The following is a 17,375-nucleotide window of genomic DNA, read 5'->3' on the forward strand; positions in this document are numbered from 1 at the left end:
AGCTCCTCGGGTCGCACGACCTCAATCGCATTCGGACCGCTGACGCGATATAAGTAGATTCCCGAAATCGGAATTCCTGCCAGTTTTCTGCGTCGCGGGACGCATCGATTTTGTCTGGCGCCGACCCGGTTCGGTGCGCACATGCGAAGGGCCGCAGAAACAGGTTGGTGCGTGGAAATTACGTAGCGACAGCAAGGTCCATATTCCGGATGTGTGGTGAATGACCAACCAGCCGCCTCCTACGATTCCAGCCTGCCTGATCACGTGTCTGAGTCAGGCACGAAAGCCGACTGATGCCGAGCTGAAGCAAATGGCACAGAAAATATGGGAAGACCTTTTTGGCGCAAGAGATGGCCGATCCTGGTCTGAGGCCAGCCGGCAATCGCCTGAAAAGAGTTACGTCTATCAGATGGCAGCGGCAGCGTTGATGGGCAGTATCTTGTTCGAACCCGGATCCAGCGTCAGCCAGGTCAACTGAGGCCTATGTGCTTTTCAGCAACTTCGAGCTTCATTGCCAGCGGTGTTATCGGCACAATCGGGCTGGCGACACTTCGCCATGTGCGCGAACCGCGCTCGCTGCTGTTTGCAGCGCTGCCGATACTGTTTGCACTGCACCAGTTCACCGAAGGGTTTGTCTGGCTCGGTCTGGAAGGTGAAGTCGGCTCAGTGGCTTTGGACCATACCGCGTTTCTGTTCATGTTATACGGGCAAGGAGTGCTGCCTTTACTGCTGCCGGTTGCTGTCTTGTTGATGGAGCCGCAAGGCCTTCGGCAAAGAGCTATCGCAGCTCTTGTCGCCATGGGCGCGCTGGTCTGCATCTGGATGGTTTACGGCGTGATCGCCTATCCAAGCCAATGCTACGTTGAACACCATTCGATTGCCTACCGGAATCAAGTGACCAGCGATGTGGGTATGACCCTGCTTTATATTGCTGTGACCTGCGGTGCCCTGTTGCTTTCTACCCATCGCGTCATCCGGTGGTTCGGTGCATTCAACGTAGCGGCGTTGTTGATCGCACAGGCGTTCAAGGCGTATGCCTTCACGTCAGTATGGTGCTTCTTTGCTGCAGGCCTGAGCATCATCATTTACTGGCAATTCAAACATTCGAAATTCGATTTCCTGAAAATCGGCTCTTTTTCAAAGGAGCATGCTCCGGACCAGCTTTCATGGTTGCAAATGCCCGGCAGAGGCATCGAGGAGCCGTATGCAGGTCATCCCGAAAAAACCGGGACAGCGCGGCTAGAAGACCAATAGTCATTTCGCGGTCCAGCCACCGTCAACCGCCAGGGCCTGTCCGGTTGTAAAGCTGGAACCGGGACCGCATAGCCAAAGGACTGCCTCGGCCACCTCGCGGGGCATTCCAATCCGGGCCATTGGTTCGGCCGCCACCATCTGGGCGCGGCCATCTTCGCTGCCCTGCATGTATCGTTCAAGCATGGGAGTTTCGATCGCGCCTGGGCAAACGGCATTAATGCGGATTTGCCTGGTCGCATATTCCAGCGCGGCGGCTTTGGTCAGCCCGACTACACCGTGTTTTGAAGCGACGTAGGCCGGTATGCCGGGAATCCCGATCAGGCCTGCGACAGAGGAACAATTGACGATTGCGCCGCCGCCATCCTGATTAAGCATGTGTGAAATTTCTTCACGCATGCAGAGCCACAACCCACGCAAATTGACGCCCATGACGCGGTCCCAGTTTGCAATAGTAACCTCGTGTGTATCCGCCATCAGGCCTTCTATTCCGGCGTTGTTGAAAGCTGCATCGATCCGGCCGAACCTGGCGATGACCTGTTTGATCATTCCGGTCACTTCACCTTCATCAGAAATGTCGCAGCGGAAAAACGCGCCGTCAGCGCCAAGTGCGTCCGTTTCGGCCAAAGTCTGCTGCCCACCTGCTTCATCACAGTCGGCCAGCGCAACAGAGTATCCGGACCGGGCGAACAATGTGGCCGTTTCGCGCCCGATGCCTGAACTGGCGCCTGTAATTAACGCTACGCGTAGATCGTTTTCCTGCATGATGTTACGTCCTGTGATCCAAGCCGCACATTGGCGGCGGCACAACAGACTAGCGTGTGCGAGAAGCCGCGATCATTACGCAAATATGCGGATGCCTGATGCGGCGCTGTCAGGTGTTTTCGCCTTCGCCATTTCGGTCGTTCCGCCAATGACTTAAGTGGTCAGATCGTTCGAAAATGCCGGTATCGCGGTTAGGGAACAAGGACTGCCGCACCCTCGATTTCGCCAGCGCGCAGCTTGCCAAGCGCTTCATTTGCGGACTGGAGAGGAAAGGTCGTAACCACTGTCTCGACCGGCACTTTGGCCAGAAGCGCAAAAAATTTCTCGCCATCTGATCGTGTCAGATTGGCAACCGAGCGGACACACCGTTCGTGCCATAGATCACGGTAGGGGAAGGACGGGATATCGCTCATATGGATCCCGGCGCATATTACCCTTGCCCCCTTGCGCACGGCGCGCAGCGCAGCCGGAACTAGCGCCCCGACAGGAGCGAAGATGATCGCTGCATCAAGAGGGAGAGGCGGTGTCTGGTCCGACCCACCTGCCCAGCTGCAGCCCAGGGAACGGGCGAAATCTTCACTTCGCCGGTCGCCAGGTTTCACAAAGGCGTACACCTCGCGCCCCTGCCAGACCGCAATCTGGGTGAGGATATGCGCAGCAGCTCCAAATCCGTAAAAGCCGATGCGCTGCGCATCGCCCGCCATCCGCAGTGATCGGTATCCGATCAATCCTGCGCAAAGTAACGGCGCCGCTTCGGCATCACCGAAACTGTCCGGGATGGCAAAGCAATAGTTCGCGTTTGCGACCGTATGGCTGGCAAAGCCGCCGTCGCGGGTGAAGCCTGTAAATTGCGGATCATCACAAAGGTTTTCCTCTCCGAGGCTACAATACAGACAGTGCCCGCAGGTATGGCCGAGCCAAGGCACGCCGACTCGTTGCCCCACATTGAATGAGCGCACATCATCAGCCTGGGAAATTATCCGGCCGACGATTTCATGCCCCGGTATGATCGGCAGGTTTCCGCATATATCCCCGTCCACCACATGAAGATCCGTTCGGCACACGCCGCAGGCTGAAACCTCGATCACGATTTTGCCCGGTGCTGGTACGGGAATGGGGCGTTCGACCAGTTGCAGCGGATCACCGGGTCGGTGCAATTGCATTGCCAGCATGGACGAACGAGCATTGGACACCGCTTCGCGCTATCTACCGCGGCGGCCTAGTCGTCCGATCCGGTCAAGCCATCTCATGCGACTGGCATTACTGCGTTCGACATTCCCGATTAACGTCACCCGCACCGGCTTGATGCCAGCGAATTTCAGAATATTACGCTCCAGCGTTTTCACGCTGTGGCCTCTGAAATAGATTTTGTAGACTGCCCTGGGCATGCCCATTGTCACAATCAGACGTGCCGATTTGCCCTTCAGAAGCTTGCGGTACAGCCCTTTTTCACCGGGCTCGACGGCAATACCGGGCCGCGCGATCTGTTCGAAGAAACCGGTGAGCAAAGCGGGCATTTCACCAAGCCAAAGCGGATATAGAATGACCAGATGATCCGCCCAGACCAGAGCATCCTGCGCCGCGGTCAACCCCTCGGGCAAATCGCCGGTTTTCCAGTCCGAGGGATCGCGCAGGATGGGAAAGTCGAGCTTCGCAACGTCAAACCGTCTTATGTCATGCAACTCGCCTGCTCCCGACGCATACGCGCTGGCAAGTGCATGGACAAAATGGTCGGGATCATCGTGCGGATGGCCATTCAGGATCATGATCTTACTCACCAGTATATGATCACCGATAAACCATGCCCTCTAAATGCGTAGATATCCCTAGACTGCCACTGATCACGGCGCCGGGCGTTCCGTTTCCTTCCGGCATCCAGCCGCAAAATCCTTTCTTTTTATGGATTTAACTTTCTGGCGAACCGGGCGCGGAATTGGCTGCATTCAGCAACCGCACGACTTCGTCATCACCAGTCTGGGCAAAGTCGGTATAATGTGCACCAACTGCATTGAAGGGCTCTGGCGAGAGGAGGCACACAAGACGGTCGCACAGCGGCGAAAGCTCTCTCAAGGTGGATGCCGGAGCCACGGCAACTGCCAGGACGATCGCTTTCACCCCGGACTTTGCAAGCGCCTGCAGCGCAGCGCGGGCCGTTCCGCCTGTGGCGATCCCGTCATCGACAACCACCGCGGTGCGGCCCCGCAGTTCCACCGGCGGTCCGGGGCGATAGAGCCTGCGCCGGCGCTCGATCTCGGCCAATTGCCGTTCCACTTCACGTGCAATGTATTCTTCATCCGCACCAACCATGCGCGCAATATCGCGATCAATGAAGACTTGCGGCGAAACGCCGTCGACCAGTGCGCCTATGCCGTATTCTTCATGACCTGGCGCGCCTATTTTGCGCACAAAAAGAACGTCAAGCGGGGCACCCAGCGCCTTCGCCACTTCGTAGCCGAGCGGCACGCCTCCGCGTGGAAGGGCAAGCACGACCGCATTCATCAGGTTCAGCTTGAGGATCTCTTGCGCAAGCATGCGGCCTGCCTCGCGGCGATTGGCAAACGGGCGGAACGTCATCGGCTGATCCACCGTGGCCTGCGCAGGCTAACTTTCCTGAACATGATCTGCCAGCCAGGCCGTAGCGCTGCCGATCGTCAGGAACTGCGTTGCTGCGCGGTCGGGAATATCGATATCGAACCGCTGGTGGAGAGCCGCTATCAGGTTGAAGATGTCCATGGAATCCAAATCCAGCGCATCGCGCAGATCTTCGCCGTCATCGACGCCAGAGGCATCGACTTCGGGCGCGATCTCGCCGATTTCCTGGATAATCGCGGTACGGATCTCATCCTTGGTCATAAAGCCTCCGGCTTGTTCAGCAGATCGGCGACACGGCGCAGCAGCAAGGCGCCGCGATGGCCGTCATTGGCCCGGTGGTCAGCTGCAAGTGATGCAGTCATCACCGGGTGCACGATCAAGCCGCCATCCTTCGCCCACGGTTGCTGCCGCACCGTTCCAAACCCGAAAATTGCGACCTGCGGCGGGTAAATAACCGGCCACAAGACGTCCACGCCGCGCTCGCCAAGACTGGAAACAGTCACCGTTGGATCACTGATTTCCGAAGACCGGAATTCGCCGCGCCGGGTTCTCGCCACCAGATCGCGCAGCTCATCCATCAGCTTGGCCAGCGTCAGATTGCCGGTGTTGTGGATGGCAGGGGCAGCCAAACCGCCCCCCCTGATCGAAATGGCGCTGCCGACATGAATCTCCTCGACCGGTTCGAAGGCATCGCTGCGATAGAAACCGTTGAATTCGGGAAATTCTGTCAGCGCCAGAGCCACGGATTTGAGCAAGAGCACGCTGAATAGCAGTCGCTCAGGCGGTGGGCGCTGCGAATTATGGGCGTTGAGCCATTCCGTCGCAGGTAATACCGAGAACCGGTGCGAGAGATAGTAATGCGGAATCTCGCGCTTCGACTTGGCCATTGCTGCGGCGATGGCGCGGCGCATCGGGGCCAAATCTGGAGCTGCTTTTGCAGATTTCGGGGGCCGTGCCGAAGCGCCCGAAGACCGGGCCACCGCCTCCACATCATCACGCACGATTGCGCCATCCTGGCCAGTGCCGGCAATCTTCGCCAGATCAATCCCGTGCTGTCTTGCCAATTGCCGCGCGGCAGGCGATGCCCACAGTCCCGTCACGGCCGGAGCGGCAGCGTGTCTGACTTCGCTGGCTACCGGCGCTGGCGCATGTCTTGGCGCGATCGAGGAAGGCGAAGCGCTTGGAAGTGTCTCAGCCATACCTTCACCGTCCGCGGAAATTTCCGCCAACGGCGTGCCAACCGGAACCTTGCAGCCCTCTTCAACAAGCAGCACATCAAGCTGCCCGTCTTCAAATACCTCAACTTCGATTGCGCCTTTATCAGTCTCGACGACAGCGATGATATCGCCGTGGCTTACGGAATCTCCCGGATGTTTCAGCCATTCGACCAGAGTCCCGGCCTCCATATCAGCTCCGAGAGAAGGCATGGTGAAAGTGCTCATGCAGAGCGGCCCATGACACTGCGCGCCGCTGCTACGATCGCGGAAATGCTTGGCAGTGCTGCTTCCTCCAGATGCCTGGCATAGGGGATCGGCACTTCCTCGCTGCACACGCGCGCAATTGGCGCATCGAGGTTCCAGAAGCCGCGTTCCACAAGCCGGGCCATGATTTCGGCTGAGATGCTGCCCGTCCGCCAGCCTTCATCGACGATCACGGCGCGGCGCGTTTTGGCGACCGTGGCAAGGATCGCATCTTCATCCAGCGGACGCAGTACCCGCAAATCGAGCACATCGGACGAGATGCCCGACACATACAACTCCTCCGCAGCCGCAAGCGTCTTACCAAGCGACCCACCGTAGGTTATCAGGCTGATATCGCTGCCTTCCCGCCGCAGCGCCGCATGATCGATATCGATATCGACCGATCCGTTCATGGCCGCTGCTTCATTATAAAGAAGCGCGTTTTCAAAAATCAGTACCGGATCGGGATCAGCAAGTGCAGGGGCCAACATCCCGGCAGCATCCTCTACCGTGGCCGGAGCAAGAACCCGAATGCCGGGTATATGCGCGTACCATCCTTCCAGACTGTGCGAATGCTGCGCCCCAAGCTGCCTGCCGCCGCCAGTCGCCATTCTAATGACAATTGGTACATTGAATTGTCCGCCCGACATATGCCGGATGGTGGCGGCGTTATTCATGATCTGGTCGAGGGCAAGCAATGAAAAATTGCAGGTCATAATTTCGACGATTGGCCGCATCCCTCCCATCGCAGCGCCAATCCCCGCACCTGTAAATGCGCTTTCGGACAGCGGTGTATCGCGGATGCGGTCCGGTCCGAATTCCTCTAGCAAGCCTTTCGATACAGCATAGCAGCCGCCGTAATGGCCGACATCCTCGCCCATCAGGAATACCCTTGGATCAGCCTGCATCGCATCGCGGATTGCCCCGCGAATTGCATCGCGATAGCTGATCTGCGTCATGCCCGCCGCTCCGCACCCACATTATGAAACAGATGTCCGACCGGTTCCCAGGTGCCCGCCTCTGCAAATGCTACAGCCTCCGCGATTTCGTGGGCAACCTCTTGCTCGATCGCCTCGATATCCGGGTCATTCAGTTCGCCAGCTTCCAGCGCCCATGTCTTGAAACGTGTGATCGGGCCGCGCCCTTTCCATTCCTCGACTTCCGCCTTGGCGCGGTAAAGCTGCGGATCGAACATCGAATGGGCGCGGAAGCGGTAGGTCCGGCACTCCAGGAAGTAAGGTCGACCGGTTTCCCGGATCGCCGCGACCGCCCGTCTCGCAGCTGCCTCCACATTGACCACATTCATGCCGTCCACCGCGTCAGACTGCATCCGGTAACAGGCCGCCTTGGCGCTGATGTCGGTTTCCGATTCTGAAATGTCGAGCGCGGTGCCCATTGCATAAAGGTTGTTTTCACAAACAAACAACACCGGCAATTGCCACAGCGCAGCCAAGTTCAGCGTCTCGTGAAACTCGCCTTCTGCCACTGCACCTTCGCCGAAGAAGCAGACGCTGACATTTGACCGTCCCGCCAGCTTGTCGGCCAGTGCGAGGCCGGCAGCCAAGGGCAGCCCGCCCCCCACTATTGCATTGCCGCCATAAAACCGGGTTGCTGCGTCAAACAGATGCATCGACCCACCGCGGCCGCCGCTGCACCCTTCCTGCTTGCCGTACATTTCCGCCATGATAGCGCCCGCAGAGACGCCGCGAACGAGCGCGTGGCCATGCTCACGATAGGTGGCTACGACGGCATCTTGGGGTGCCAACGCCTCCATCACGCCGACGGCGACCGCCTCTTCGCCGATATAAAGATGCAGGAAGCCGCGAATTTTTTCCTGCGTGTACAGCTCCGCGCATTTCTCCTCGAACCGGCGGATGCGGGTCATCTGCAGCAGCAAATGCCGGCAATGTGTGTGGTCAAGTTGCACCTTGGTCGAAGCTTTGCTCATGTGGCCGAACCTGCCCGGGACTCCAGCGTCGAAAGATCACCCTCGGGCAGCCCCAATTCGCGGGCTTTCAATAACCGCCGCATGATCTTGCCCGATCGGGTTCGCGGCAAATCTGCACATATCTCGATCTGCCGCGGGGCGATGGCGGCGCCGAGCCGTTTGCGTGCGTGGCCGAGCAGTTCCTTTGACAGCGCGTCCGAAGCTACCTGCCCGCGATTCAGCGTAACGAAGGCTTTGACAATTTCACCGGCGCGTTCGTCTGGAATTCCGATTACCGCGGCCTCGGCAACTGCCGGATGTTCGATCAGCGCACTTTCGACCTCGAACGGCCCGATAAGATGGCCTGCCGACTTGATGATATCGTCAGCCCGCCCGACGAACCAGAAATAGCCGTCTTCATCACGCATCGCGAGATCGCCGGAGAGGTACCAGCCATCACGGAAGGTAGCGGCATAACGCTTTTCCTCGCCCAGATACGAACGGAACATGGACGGCCAGCCGGGGCGCAGGGCAAGGTGGCCAGTCGCCATGTCTTCCTGGACCACCTTCGTACCGTCACCATCGACTTCGAGTATGGCCACTTCTACTCCGGGCAGCGGCTTGCCCATAGATCCGGGTTTGACGTCCATTGCGGCGTAATTTGCGATCATGATGCCACCGGTTTCGGTCTGCCACCAATTGTCATGAAATGGTTTGCCAAAGACAGTCTGGCTCCAGATGACTGCCTCGGGATTGAGCGGTTCACCCACACTCGCCATGAACCGGAGACGGGAGAGATCGTGGGCGCGGGGCAAATCCGCTCCGGCTTTCATCAGCAAACGAATGGCGGTTGGCGCAGTGTACCAGACGTTCACCTGTTCACGCGCCAGCACGGTGTACCACCGATCGGCATCGAACTCTGCTTCCTCGACCAGCATCGTCACCCCGGCCGTAAGCGGTGCTATGATGCCGTATGATGTGCCGGTGACCCAGCCCGGATCGGCAGTGCACCAATATATGTCGCCATCATGCAGATCGAGCGCGATGCGCCCGGTAGCGTGATGTGCCACCACTGCCTCATGAACATGTACGGCGCCCTTGGGCGTGCCGGTCGTGCCGCTGGTAAAATGGAGCAAGGCCATATCTTCCGGCGCAGTGGCGGCCGCGTGAAATTCAGCATGGGTCCGCTCAAGCGCGTCGGTCAAATCTGTGGCGCCGGGATAGGTATTACCGGGGGATTCGGTCAGCAAGATATGCCGAAGGCCAGGCAATTCCGGTCTCAGCGCGGCCACCTTCTTCGCATATTCGCGCGGCGATGCGATCAGCACCTCGGCTTTGCCGATCGCCATGCGCGCACGGACCGGTTCTGGACCGAACGCGGAATAGAGAGGGCAAAACACTCCGCCCGCTTTCAATGTGCCAAGCGCAGCAATGTAGAGTTCGGGCACCCGGCCAAGCAGCGAAAAAACGCGGACACCTTTGCCCAGCCCGAGATCTTCCAGCAACCTTGCGAAACGGTCCGTTTCGCGCTTCAGATCGGCGTACGAATAACACCGCCTTTCGCCATTCTTCCCCAGCCAGCGCAACGCTTCCCTGTCGCCGCGCCCATTGGCCACGTGCCGGTCGATAGCTTCATAAGCAATATTGAGGCCGCCGCCGGGACAATAATCGAGCCATCCACGAAACGTTTCCCAATCCCACTCGATCAAGGCCCGCTCGTAATCGGCCATATTGGCGGCGGCGCGGTCAGCATTGTTTTTCCGGATTATCTCACGCGCCAAGCAATGTCCCCCCTACCAACGGCACCATGCCTCGGACAGTGATGGGCGTTGATTGCGCCAGTGTAATTAGGGGAATCACCGGATTGCACCGCGCGGCAGGCGAACCGGGACACCTGCGGTATTCCCTTAGTGTGCACCATCTGCGGCAGGTTTATCTACCGATTGGACAACACGGGTTGTTTGAAAGGAGTTGGCCCAGAAATGACCGAACTCGCACGAACACCAGCAAACCTGCGCCGCCTGTTCAGGACAATCGATTTTGCGCCGATACCTGAGGACGAAATCGTCAGTCACAGCCTGCAACATTGGCGAAAGCAGCGGGGCAATCTGCTGGCTCCAGACGAACATGATGTCCTCGCCAGTCTTAGCCGGGAACTGCGCGACCACAGTTTCATCGCCGAGGCACTGCCGAACGGCGCGGATGATTTCATGCTCCGCACTGCCGGTTCGCATGTCAGGGCAATTCTGGGTTGCGAGGACGGAAGGCTGTCCAGGATTGCAGAGCCACGCCTTGCTGCGCGATTGCGCCACTTGTTTCATTTGGCGACAAAGCGCGGCGAAGCAGTCGACGTTCGGTTCCTTGATCGCGGCAAGAGTTACGAGGCGCTGGCCGCGCCGGTAACAACCCGCAATGGTGCGTCAGCGCTCATCTGCACATTTCGCCGCGAGCAAAGGCGGCCCACGCGTTGCTAGGCAATTTTCAAGGTCGCGATGGGAAAGGCGCGGTGCTGCATGGCATTCTTGATCGCGCCAATCTGGTGGGTCAGGAAGGCGGCTTCGATCACGCCGAAGTCGTCAGGTTCTTGTCACAGCCCGATAGCTATCCGGATCATCCAGAGAACGTCCAAATTATTGAATCGCACATGTCGCTTCTCTTCATGACGGAAGACCGGGTGTATAAATTGAAACGGCCGATCAAACTGGATTTCGTCGACTTCACCACACTCGATGCACGCAGGACCAGTTGCGAGCAGGAGTTCGCAATCAACCAGCAGCTCGCGCCGGGCGTATACTTACAGATTTTGCCGATTGTGCGCGATGCTGGAGGAAGGCTCACGCTGGACGGAACTGGCGAGACGGTCGACTGGCTCGTCTGCATGCGCCGGCTGGATTGTGCGCAGGCCCTTGATTGCAAGATCGCACGCAATGAAGTGGAACCGGCCGATATTGAAATTCTCTGCAAGGTATTGGCAGGGTTTTATCAAAGCCAGCCAGCAATAGATGTCGCGCCCGAAGCTGTGCTGCGCCGGTGGGAAGATGGCGTAAAGCAGATCGAATCCGCCTTGACCGATCCGCTTTTTGCCTTGCCATCAGGCCTGGTCGATCCTCCACTGGAGGCACTGCTGCGCTTTCTGGCGAAACACGGCGATCTGCTTGCCGAGCGCGTTGAAAATGGGCGACTTCTTGATGGACATGGCGATCTCAAACCTGAACATATTTACCTCGGTCCGCCGATACTGCTGATTGACCGGCTGGAGTTTGATGAGAAACTGCGGTGGTGCGATCCGTTCGACGAGATAACTTTCCTGGGGGTGGAATGCGCAATACTGGGCGCGCCGTGGATCGCGCAGCTGCTGCAAAGTGAAATGGCCCGCCTGCTGGATGAGCAGCCTGCACAAGAACTGCTACGATTTTACTGGTGTTACCGTGCATGCCTGCGCGCCCGCCTTTCGATAGAGCATTTGCGCGACGAAGCGCCGCGAACGCCGGCACGCTGGCCGCGCCAGACCCGGGCTTACCTGCGGCTCGCGGGGGAAGCGTTGTCAGGGATGGATGCGGGACCTGGTACAAGGTTTGGTGCAGTGCCCGATCACGCGAAGGGTAACAGTTCGCTCACCGGTTCGCCGTGATGCAACCGGTTTATGACTTCAGCGACCAGCGGCGCGGCTTCCACCAGTTCAATCATGTCACGGGCCACCCCGGGCAAATCGGCAGGCAATTGGATTGTGTCGGTAACGATTATCCTGTCAGGCCTGCCTGCCATAAATAATGCAGATCGACTGTCGAACAGGCCATGGGCTGCTGCGGCGATTACATGTCTTGCCCCCGCATTCCGGCACGCTTCGACCGCGCGCATCATGGTTCCGCCACTGGCGATCATGTCATCGACAATGATTGCCGTGCACCCCGCTACATTACCCGCAAATAACGAACCAGAGACCACGCCTTCACTGCGGAACTTGTCCAAAATCGCTTTACCTACCGGGCGACCAAGCTGACGCGCCAGCTCACGCCGGAACAGCTCGGCCCGTTTGTCACCGCCTGTATCGGGAGACACGACCGCGACCTCCACATCACCAAGCGAACCGGCGATGTGATCCGCGAGAAGCCGAGCGACGGGAAGGTTTTCAGGCCGACAGGATCTGAATGCGTTTTCGAAGGCCGCGATATTATGCGCTTCAAGCGTGATCAGACGGTCTGTGCCCAAAGCTTCGAACAACGCCGCGATATATCTTGTGCTGACCGGATCACGTGATTTTGTGCGACGGTCTTTGCGGCTGTAGGCGAGATAAGGACACACGGCGGTCACTTTTTCGGCCCCGGCATCCTTCAATGCGCCGATGAAGAACAACAACCTTACCAGCTTGTCATTCGCTGACGCTCCGCGTTCGCCATTTAATGCGTGCACGACGTATACATTGCGGCCACCAACTTCTTCGAGAGGGCGGATCTTATGTTCTCCGCTTTCGAATTCGCGTTCTTCAAGCGCCGATAACCGGCATCCAAGCCCGAAAGCTACGCGCTCGCCAAACGGTCTGCTTCGATTGAGAGCAAAAAGCACAGGGTCGTACTGCATCGCAAGTTTTCCCGGGTAGCTGACAAGGACGCCTTGCAAAATCTCCGGGCCTCATTCGCAGACTGGCCCTTCATCCTCATGAGCCCCGGTCACTTTACATGTCGGAGCCTAAGCGCCGTCAATTGCCCGCCATATGCGGGATAGCCCTTAATGTCCGGATTGCCGGGACCAAGTGCCCTGGAAAATACTTTAGAGCGGGCGCATCATGAACAGGCAAGATGTTCGTGATAATCACGTATGTCGCCGGATACAGACGAATTGCATAAACCCCTCGCGCCTTGGGGGATCGCCATGATCGATATGTTCCATAACGGTTTGGCCGAGATACTGCCGTTCATCGCCATAGGATTCGCTGCGCAGCTCGTAGACGGCGCGATCGGTATGGCTTTCGGGGCAGTCGCAACCAGCTTGTTGATCGGAGTTCTGGACGTATCCCCGGCCCAGGCATCGTACCGCGTTCACATCATCAAATGCTTCACGTCAGCGGCATCCGGCGTGAGCCATGCCCTAAATGGAAATATTGAAAAACGATTGCTGGTAAAATTGATCTTGCCCGGGGTGATCGGCGGAGCAATGGGTGCCTATGGGCTCGTCTGGATTGATGGCGACGCGATCAAACCGTATGTTTTTGCATACCTTGGCCTTCTTGGAATCATACTCGTTCTCAAGGGAATTCGGGGCAACACCAAACGCCGGGTGCCGAGGACAGCCGAGCCGCTGGCATTTGCTGGCGGCCTCCTTGATGCGGTTGGCGGTGGAGGATGGGGTCCAGTTGTCAGCTCCGGTCTGATGCTTCAGGGCGCGGAGCCGCGCAAAGTCATCGGATCTGTAAACAGCGCGGAGTTCTTTGTCGCAATTGCAACTTCCAGTGCGTTCATCAGCCATTTCGGGTTGGCACACCTGGCAGGTCCTACCCTTGGTTTGCTTATAGGAGGCGTCGCAGCTGCCCCTTTCGGTGCGCTTGTTACAAGGCTGCTGCCTGCGCCTGTAATTATGGTCCTTGTCGGTTCGATACTGACACTAACGATGCTGTACTGGCTCTTTCCCAGCGCTTAAAAAACCCCAGACGCTTGCATTTGGCCGAACACGGCTTTCGAATTTTCAAAATCCATTTCAGCAGACACACGAAAAACCCCGCTGGTTACAGCGAGGTTGAATGTTCTGGGTTTTCAATGAGGCGATGGTTGCGGGGGTTGGATTTGAACCAACGACCTTCAGGTTATGAGCCTGACGAGCTACCGGACTGCTCCACCCCGCGTCACCGGTTTTGGGCGTTCTGGCCGAAGCCAAAGACGCCAAAAGGGCCGACCCTGAATGGGTAAGCCCTCTGACTTGTGAATGGGTTTTTTAACCTTGCACTGCCCGCCTGCTACAATGCCTGGCGGCGTCCTACTCTTCCAACGCTTAAGCGTTAGTACCATCGGCGCTACCTGGTTTCACGGCCGAGTTCGAGATGGGATCGGGTGGGTCACAGACGCTATGACCACCAAGCAATGAAGCAGGCGGGCAAGCAAGGTTTTTAAATCGATGCACCAATCAGGGTGCCAAATTGGCATTTGTGTTCTTAGGCGTTATCCGACTGGAGAATTCCTCCTCAACACCAGATCTTGAGCTTACACTCAGGCCTGACGTTGATGGTGGGATCCAACAAGCGCGAACAGAACTATTAGGACTGGTTAGCTCCATGCATTACTGCACTTCCACACCCAGCCTATCAACGTGATGGTCTATCACGGTTCGATGATTGTTTATCTTGAGGGAGGCTTCCCGCTTAGATGCTTTCAGCGGTTATCCCTTCCATACATAGCTACCCAGCTGCACTCCTGGCGGAATGACTGGTACACCAGAGGTATGTTCACCCCGGTCCTCTCGTACTAGGGGCAACTCCTCTCAACAATCGACGCCCACGGCAGATAGGGACCAAACTGTCTCGCGACGTTCTGAACCCAGCTCACGTACCACTTTAATTGGCGAACAGCCAAACCCTTGGGACCTGCTCCAGCCCCAGGATGTGATGAGCCGACATCGAGGTGCCAAACACTGCCGTCGATATGAGCTCTTGGGCAGTATCAGCCTGTTATCCCCGGCGTACCTTTTATCCGTTGAGCGATGGCCCTTCCACGAGGGACCACCGGATCACTATGACCGACTTTCGTCTCTGCTCGACTCGTCAGTCTCGCAGTCAGGCAGGCTTATGCCATTGCACTCTCGCAGCCGGTTTCCAACCGGCCTGAGCCTACCATCGCGCGCCTCCGTTACTCTTTAGGAGGCGACCGCCCCAGTCAAACTACCCGTCACAGAGGGTCCCTGTACCGGATAACGGTACGAGGTTAGACATCAGAAAACAGCAGGGTGGTATTTCACCTATGGCTCCACTTGGACTGGCGCCCAAGCTTCAAAGCCTCCCACCTATGCTACACAGCTCTTTCCTAATGCCACTCTGAAACTGCAGTAAAGGTGCACGGGGTCTTTCCGTCTAACCGCGGGTATCCCGCATCTTCACGGGAACTTCAATTTCGCTGAGCATATCCTGGAGACAGTGGGGAAGTCGTTACGCCATTCGTGCAGGTCGGAACTTACCCGACAAGGAATTTCGCTACCTTAGGACCGTTATAGTTACGGCCGCCGTTTACTGGGGCTTCAATTCGGAGCTTGCACTCCTCCTCTTAACCTTCCAGCACCGGGCAGGCGTCAGACCCTATACGTCGTCTTGAAGCCGACTTAGCAGAGTCCTGTGTTTTTGATAAACAGTCGCTACCCCCTGGCCTGTGCCCCCCACCAAAACTTGCGTTAAGATGGGGCCTCCTTCTTCCGAAGGTACGGAGGCAATTTGCCGAGTTCCTTCAGGATACTTCACTCAAGCGCCTTGGTATACTCTACCTGACCACCTGTGTCGGTTTCGGGTACGGTCTATATGAAGAGGCTATTTCCCGGGACAACTTGGCAGCATGACCAATCCAATAAGGCCACACTACTTCCGCCATCCGTCACACATCTTCAGGCCCACGAATATTAACGTGGTTCCCATCGACTACCCCCTTCGGGCTCGTCTTAGGGGCCGGCTTACCCTGCTCCGATTAGCGTTGAGCAGGAACCCTTGGTCTTTCGGCGAGAGGGCATCTCACCCTCTTTATCGCTACTCATGTCAGCATTCGCACTTCCGATATCTCCACCGTCGGTTACCCTTCGGCTTCATCAACTTACGGAACGCTCCGCTACCGCTCATAGTAAACTATGAACCCTAAGCTTCGGTGCATATCTTTAGCCCCGTTACATCTTCGCCGCAGGAACCCTTATTTAGACCAGTGAGCTGTTACGCTTTCTTTAAAGGATGGCTGCTTCTAAGCCAACCTCCTGGTTGTTTTGGGATTCCCACATGCTTTCCCACTTAGATATGACTTGGGGACCTTAGCTGTAGGTTAGGGCTGTTTCCCTTTTGACGACGGACCTTAGCACCCGCCGTCTGTCTGCCAGACAAGACTCATTGGTATTCGGAGTTTGGTTAGGTTTGGTACCGCTCGCGCGGCCCTAGCCCATCCAGTGCTCTACCCCCAATGGCATACATCTGACGCTCTACCTCAATAGATTTCGCGGAGAACCAGCTATTTCCCGGCTTGATTGGCCTTTCACCCCTAAACACAACTCATCCGATAATTTTTCAACATTAAACGGTTCGGCCCTCCAATGCGTTTTACCGCACCTTCAGCCTGGTCATGCCTAGATCGCCGGGGTTCGGGTCTAATCCATCATACTCAGTCGCCCTATTCAGACTCGCTTTCGCTGCGCCTACACCTAACGGCTTAAGCTTGCATGGTAGATTAAGTCACTGACCCATTATGCAAGAGGTACGCTGTCACCCCCCAAAGGGGCTCCAACTGATTGTAAGCATTCGGTTTCAGGTACTATTTCACTCCCCTAATCGGGGTGCTTTTCACCTTTCCCTCACGGTACTAGTTCGCTATCGGTCATGTACGAGTATTTAGGCTTGGAGGGTGGTCCCCCCATGTTCAGACAGGATTTCACGTGTCCCGCCCTACTCAAGTCCTTCATTATCACTTTCGCATACGGGGCTGTCACCCACTATGGCCACTCTTTCCAAAGTGTTTTGCTAGTTGAAATGAAGGCACTGGCCTGGTCCGCGTTCGCTCGCCACTACTAACGGAATCTCGGTTGATGTCTTTTCCTCCGGGTACTGAGATGTTTCAGTTCCCCGGGTTTGCTTCACCAAGCCTATATATTCAGCTCGGTGATACCTAATCCACCTCTCCACCAAACCCCGAAGGATCTAGAGAAGAAATGGTGAAGGTGGGTTTCCCCATTCGGAAATCGCCGGATCAAAGTTTGCTCACAACTCCCCGACGCTTATCGCAGCGTGCCACGTCCTTCATCGCCTGTACATGCCAAGGCATCCACCAAATGCTCTTACCTCACGCTTGAGAATCCACACCATCAACGTCAAGCCTGCATAACGCTTGATCGTCTAATGATAGTATGGAGGAATTATCTCAGCCAGATAATCAAAATTGATTGATTTGTGATGATATCGCCCACGCAGATCTCTAACCCGAAGGTCAGAACCTTTGCGACGATACCGCCACGGCATCGATTTAAAAACCCATTCACAATGTCAAAGACAGCGGTCGAAACCGCCTACCGGCCAATGCCGGATCAGTTTTCTCTTCATCTCTGGAGAAGTTTGCCTGGTTAAAGGCTGGTGGAGCCTATCGGGATCGAACCGATGACCCCCTGCTTGCAAAGCAGGTGCTCTCCCAGCTGAGCTAAGGCCCCGCACCATGTATTAA

Annotated in this window: 15 protein-coding genes, 2 tRNA genes and 2 rRNA genes; 5 read left to right on the forward strand and 14 right to left on the reverse strand. The window is 57.0% G+C overall.

Annotation, left to right across the window (positions count from 1 at the left end):
* The first annotated feature begins 310 nt into the window (after positions 1 to 310).
* On the forward strand, positions 311 to 478 hold the full coding sequence (locus AB731_RS00085) for a hypothetical protein (RefSeq protein WP_156167316.1): 168 nt from the start codon (positions 311 to 313) through the stop codon (positions 476 to 478).
* Positions 479 to 483: 5 nt separating this feature from the next.
* Positions 484 to 1,254 carry a DUF6629 family protein gene (locus AB731_RS00090; RefSeq protein ID WP_064971803.1) on the forward strand — a complete coding sequence of 257 codons (771 nt, stop codon included), beginning with the start codon at positions 484 to 486 and terminating at the stop codon, positions 1,252 to 1,254.
* On the opposite strand, the gene AB731_RS00095 is transcribed toward AB731_RS00090, so the two are convergent.
* The 9 genes from AB731_RS00095 to acsA all read right to left on the reverse strand — a co-directional run bounded on the left by AB731_RS00095 (position 1,255) and on the right by acsA (position 9,776).
* Positions 1,255 to 2,016, reverse strand: a complete 762-nt coding sequence (locus AB731_RS00095; RefSeq protein WP_047092931.1) for an SDR family oxidoreductase — start codon at positions 2,014 to 2,016, stop codon at positions 1,255 to 1,257.
* A gap of 191 nt (positions 2,017 to 2,207) precedes the next feature.
* The gene (locus tag AB731_RS00100; RefSeq protein ID WP_407921631.1) at positions 2,208 to 3,209 is read right to left on the reverse strand and encodes a zinc-dependent alcohol dehydrogenase family protein; all 1,002 of its coding nucleotides are present in this window, start codon (positions 3,207 to 3,209) and stop codon (positions 2,208 to 2,210) included.
* Positions 3,210 to 3,218: 9 nt separating this feature from the next.
* Positions 3,219 to 3,794, reverse strand: a complete 576-nt coding sequence (locus AB731_RS00105; protein ID WP_197076206.1) for an NAD(P)H-dependent oxidoreductase — start codon at positions 3,792 to 3,794, stop codon at positions 3,219 to 3,221.
* A 127-nt stretch (positions 3,795 to 3,921) separates the two neighbouring features.
* Positions 3,922 to 4,590, reverse strand: a complete 669-nt coding sequence (locus AB731_RS00110; protein ID WP_047092928.1) for a phosphoribosyltransferase — start codon at positions 4,588 to 4,590, stop codon at positions 3,922 to 3,924.
* Between the two features lie 27 nt (positions 4,591 to 4,617).
* A complete protein-coding gene (locus AB731_RS00115) occupies positions 4,618 to 4,869 on the reverse strand; it encodes an acyl carrier protein (RefSeq protein WP_047092927.1) in 252 nt (83 codons plus the stop codon).
* The gene (locus AB731_RS00120; protein WP_047092926.1) at positions 4,866 to 6,050 is read right to left on the reverse strand and encodes a dihydrolipoamide acetyltransferase family protein; all 1,185 of its coding nucleotides are present in this window, start codon (positions 6,048 to 6,050) and stop codon (positions 4,866 to 4,868) included. Before AB731_RS00120 ends, AB731_RS00115 begins: the two co-directional genes overlap by 4 nt.
* Entirely contained in the window at positions 6,047 to 7,027 is a 981-nt protein-coding gene (locus AB731_RS00125; protein ID WP_047092925.1) for an alpha-ketoacid dehydrogenase subunit beta, read from the reverse strand. Before AB731_RS00125 ends, AB731_RS00120 begins: the two co-directional genes overlap by 4 nt.
* Positions 7,024 to 8,016, reverse strand: coding sequence for a pyruvate dehydrogenase (acetyl-transferring) E1 component subunit alpha (pdhA, locus tag AB731_RS00130; RefSeq protein WP_047092924.1), 993 nt, complete (start codon positions 8,014 to 8,016; stop codon positions 7,024 to 7,026). The genes AB731_RS00125 and pdhA overlap by 4 nt, the downstream gene beginning before the upstream one ends.
* Complete coding sequence (gene acsA, locus AB731_RS00135; RefSeq protein ID WP_047092923.1) at positions 8,013 to 9,776, reverse strand: acetate--CoA ligase; 1,764 nt, start codon at positions 9,774 to 9,776, stop codon at positions 8,013 to 8,015. Before acsA ends, pdhA begins: the two co-directional genes overlap by 4 nt.
* A gap of 201 nt (positions 9,777 to 9,977) precedes the next feature.
* On the opposite strand from acsA, the gene AB731_RS00140 reads away from it, so the two are divergent.
* Complete coding sequence (locus AB731_RS00140) at positions 9,978 to 10,469, forward strand: PAS domain-containing protein (protein ID WP_047092922.1); 492 nt, start codon at positions 9,978 to 9,980, stop codon at positions 10,467 to 10,469.
* Positions 10,463 to 11,626, forward strand: coding sequence for a hypothetical protein (locus AB731_RS00145; protein ID WP_052768923.1), 1,164 nt, complete (start codon positions 10,463 to 10,465; stop codon positions 11,624 to 11,626). The genes AB731_RS00140 and AB731_RS00145 overlap by 7 nt, the downstream gene beginning before the upstream one ends.
* Here the strand turns inward: AB731_RS00145 and AB731_RS00150 are convergent.
* Positions 11,587 to 12,573 carry a ribose-phosphate diphosphokinase gene (locus tag AB731_RS00150; protein ID WP_047092921.1) on the reverse strand — a complete coding sequence of 329 codons (987 nt, stop codon included), beginning with the start codon at positions 12,571 to 12,573 and terminating at the stop codon, positions 11,587 to 11,589. The two genes, AB731_RS00145 and AB731_RS00150, sit on opposite strands and share 40 nt — an antisense overlap.
* Positions 12,574 to 12,864: 291 nt before the next feature.
* On the opposite strand from AB731_RS00150, the gene AB731_RS00155 reads away from it, so the two are divergent.
* Positions 12,865 to 13,629, forward strand: a complete 765-nt coding sequence (locus AB731_RS00155; RefSeq protein WP_047092920.1) for a sulfite exporter TauE/SafE family protein — start codon at positions 12,865 to 12,867, stop codon at positions 13,627 to 13,629.
* A 125-nt stretch (positions 13,630 to 13,754) separates the two neighbouring features.
* Here the strand turns inward: AB731_RS00155 and AB731_RS00160 are convergent.
* From AB731_RS00160 to AB731_RS00175, 4 genes are all read right to left on the reverse strand, one after another.
* Positions 13,755 to 13,831, reverse strand: a tRNA-Met gene (locus AB731_RS00160).
* A 118-nt stretch (positions 13,832 to 13,949) separates the two neighbouring features.
* Positions 13,950 to 14,064: ribosomal RNA gene (gene rrf / locus AB731_RS00165) — 5S ribosomal RNA — on the reverse strand.
* Positions 14,065 to 14,219: 155 nt separating this feature from the next.
* Positions 14,220 to 17,009 (reverse strand): 23S ribosomal RNA (locus AB731_RS00170).
* Between the two features lie 276 nt (positions 17,010 to 17,285).
* A tRNA-Ala gene (locus tag AB731_RS00175) sits at positions 17,286 to 17,361 on the reverse strand.
* Positions 17,362 to 17,375: the final 14 nt, after the last annotated feature.

Source organism: Aurantiacibacter marinus (assembly GCF_001021555.1).
Taxonomy (GTDB): Bacteria; Pseudomonadota; Alphaproteobacteria; order Sphingomonadales; family Sphingomonadaceae; genus Alteraurantiacibacter; species Alteraurantiacibacter marinus.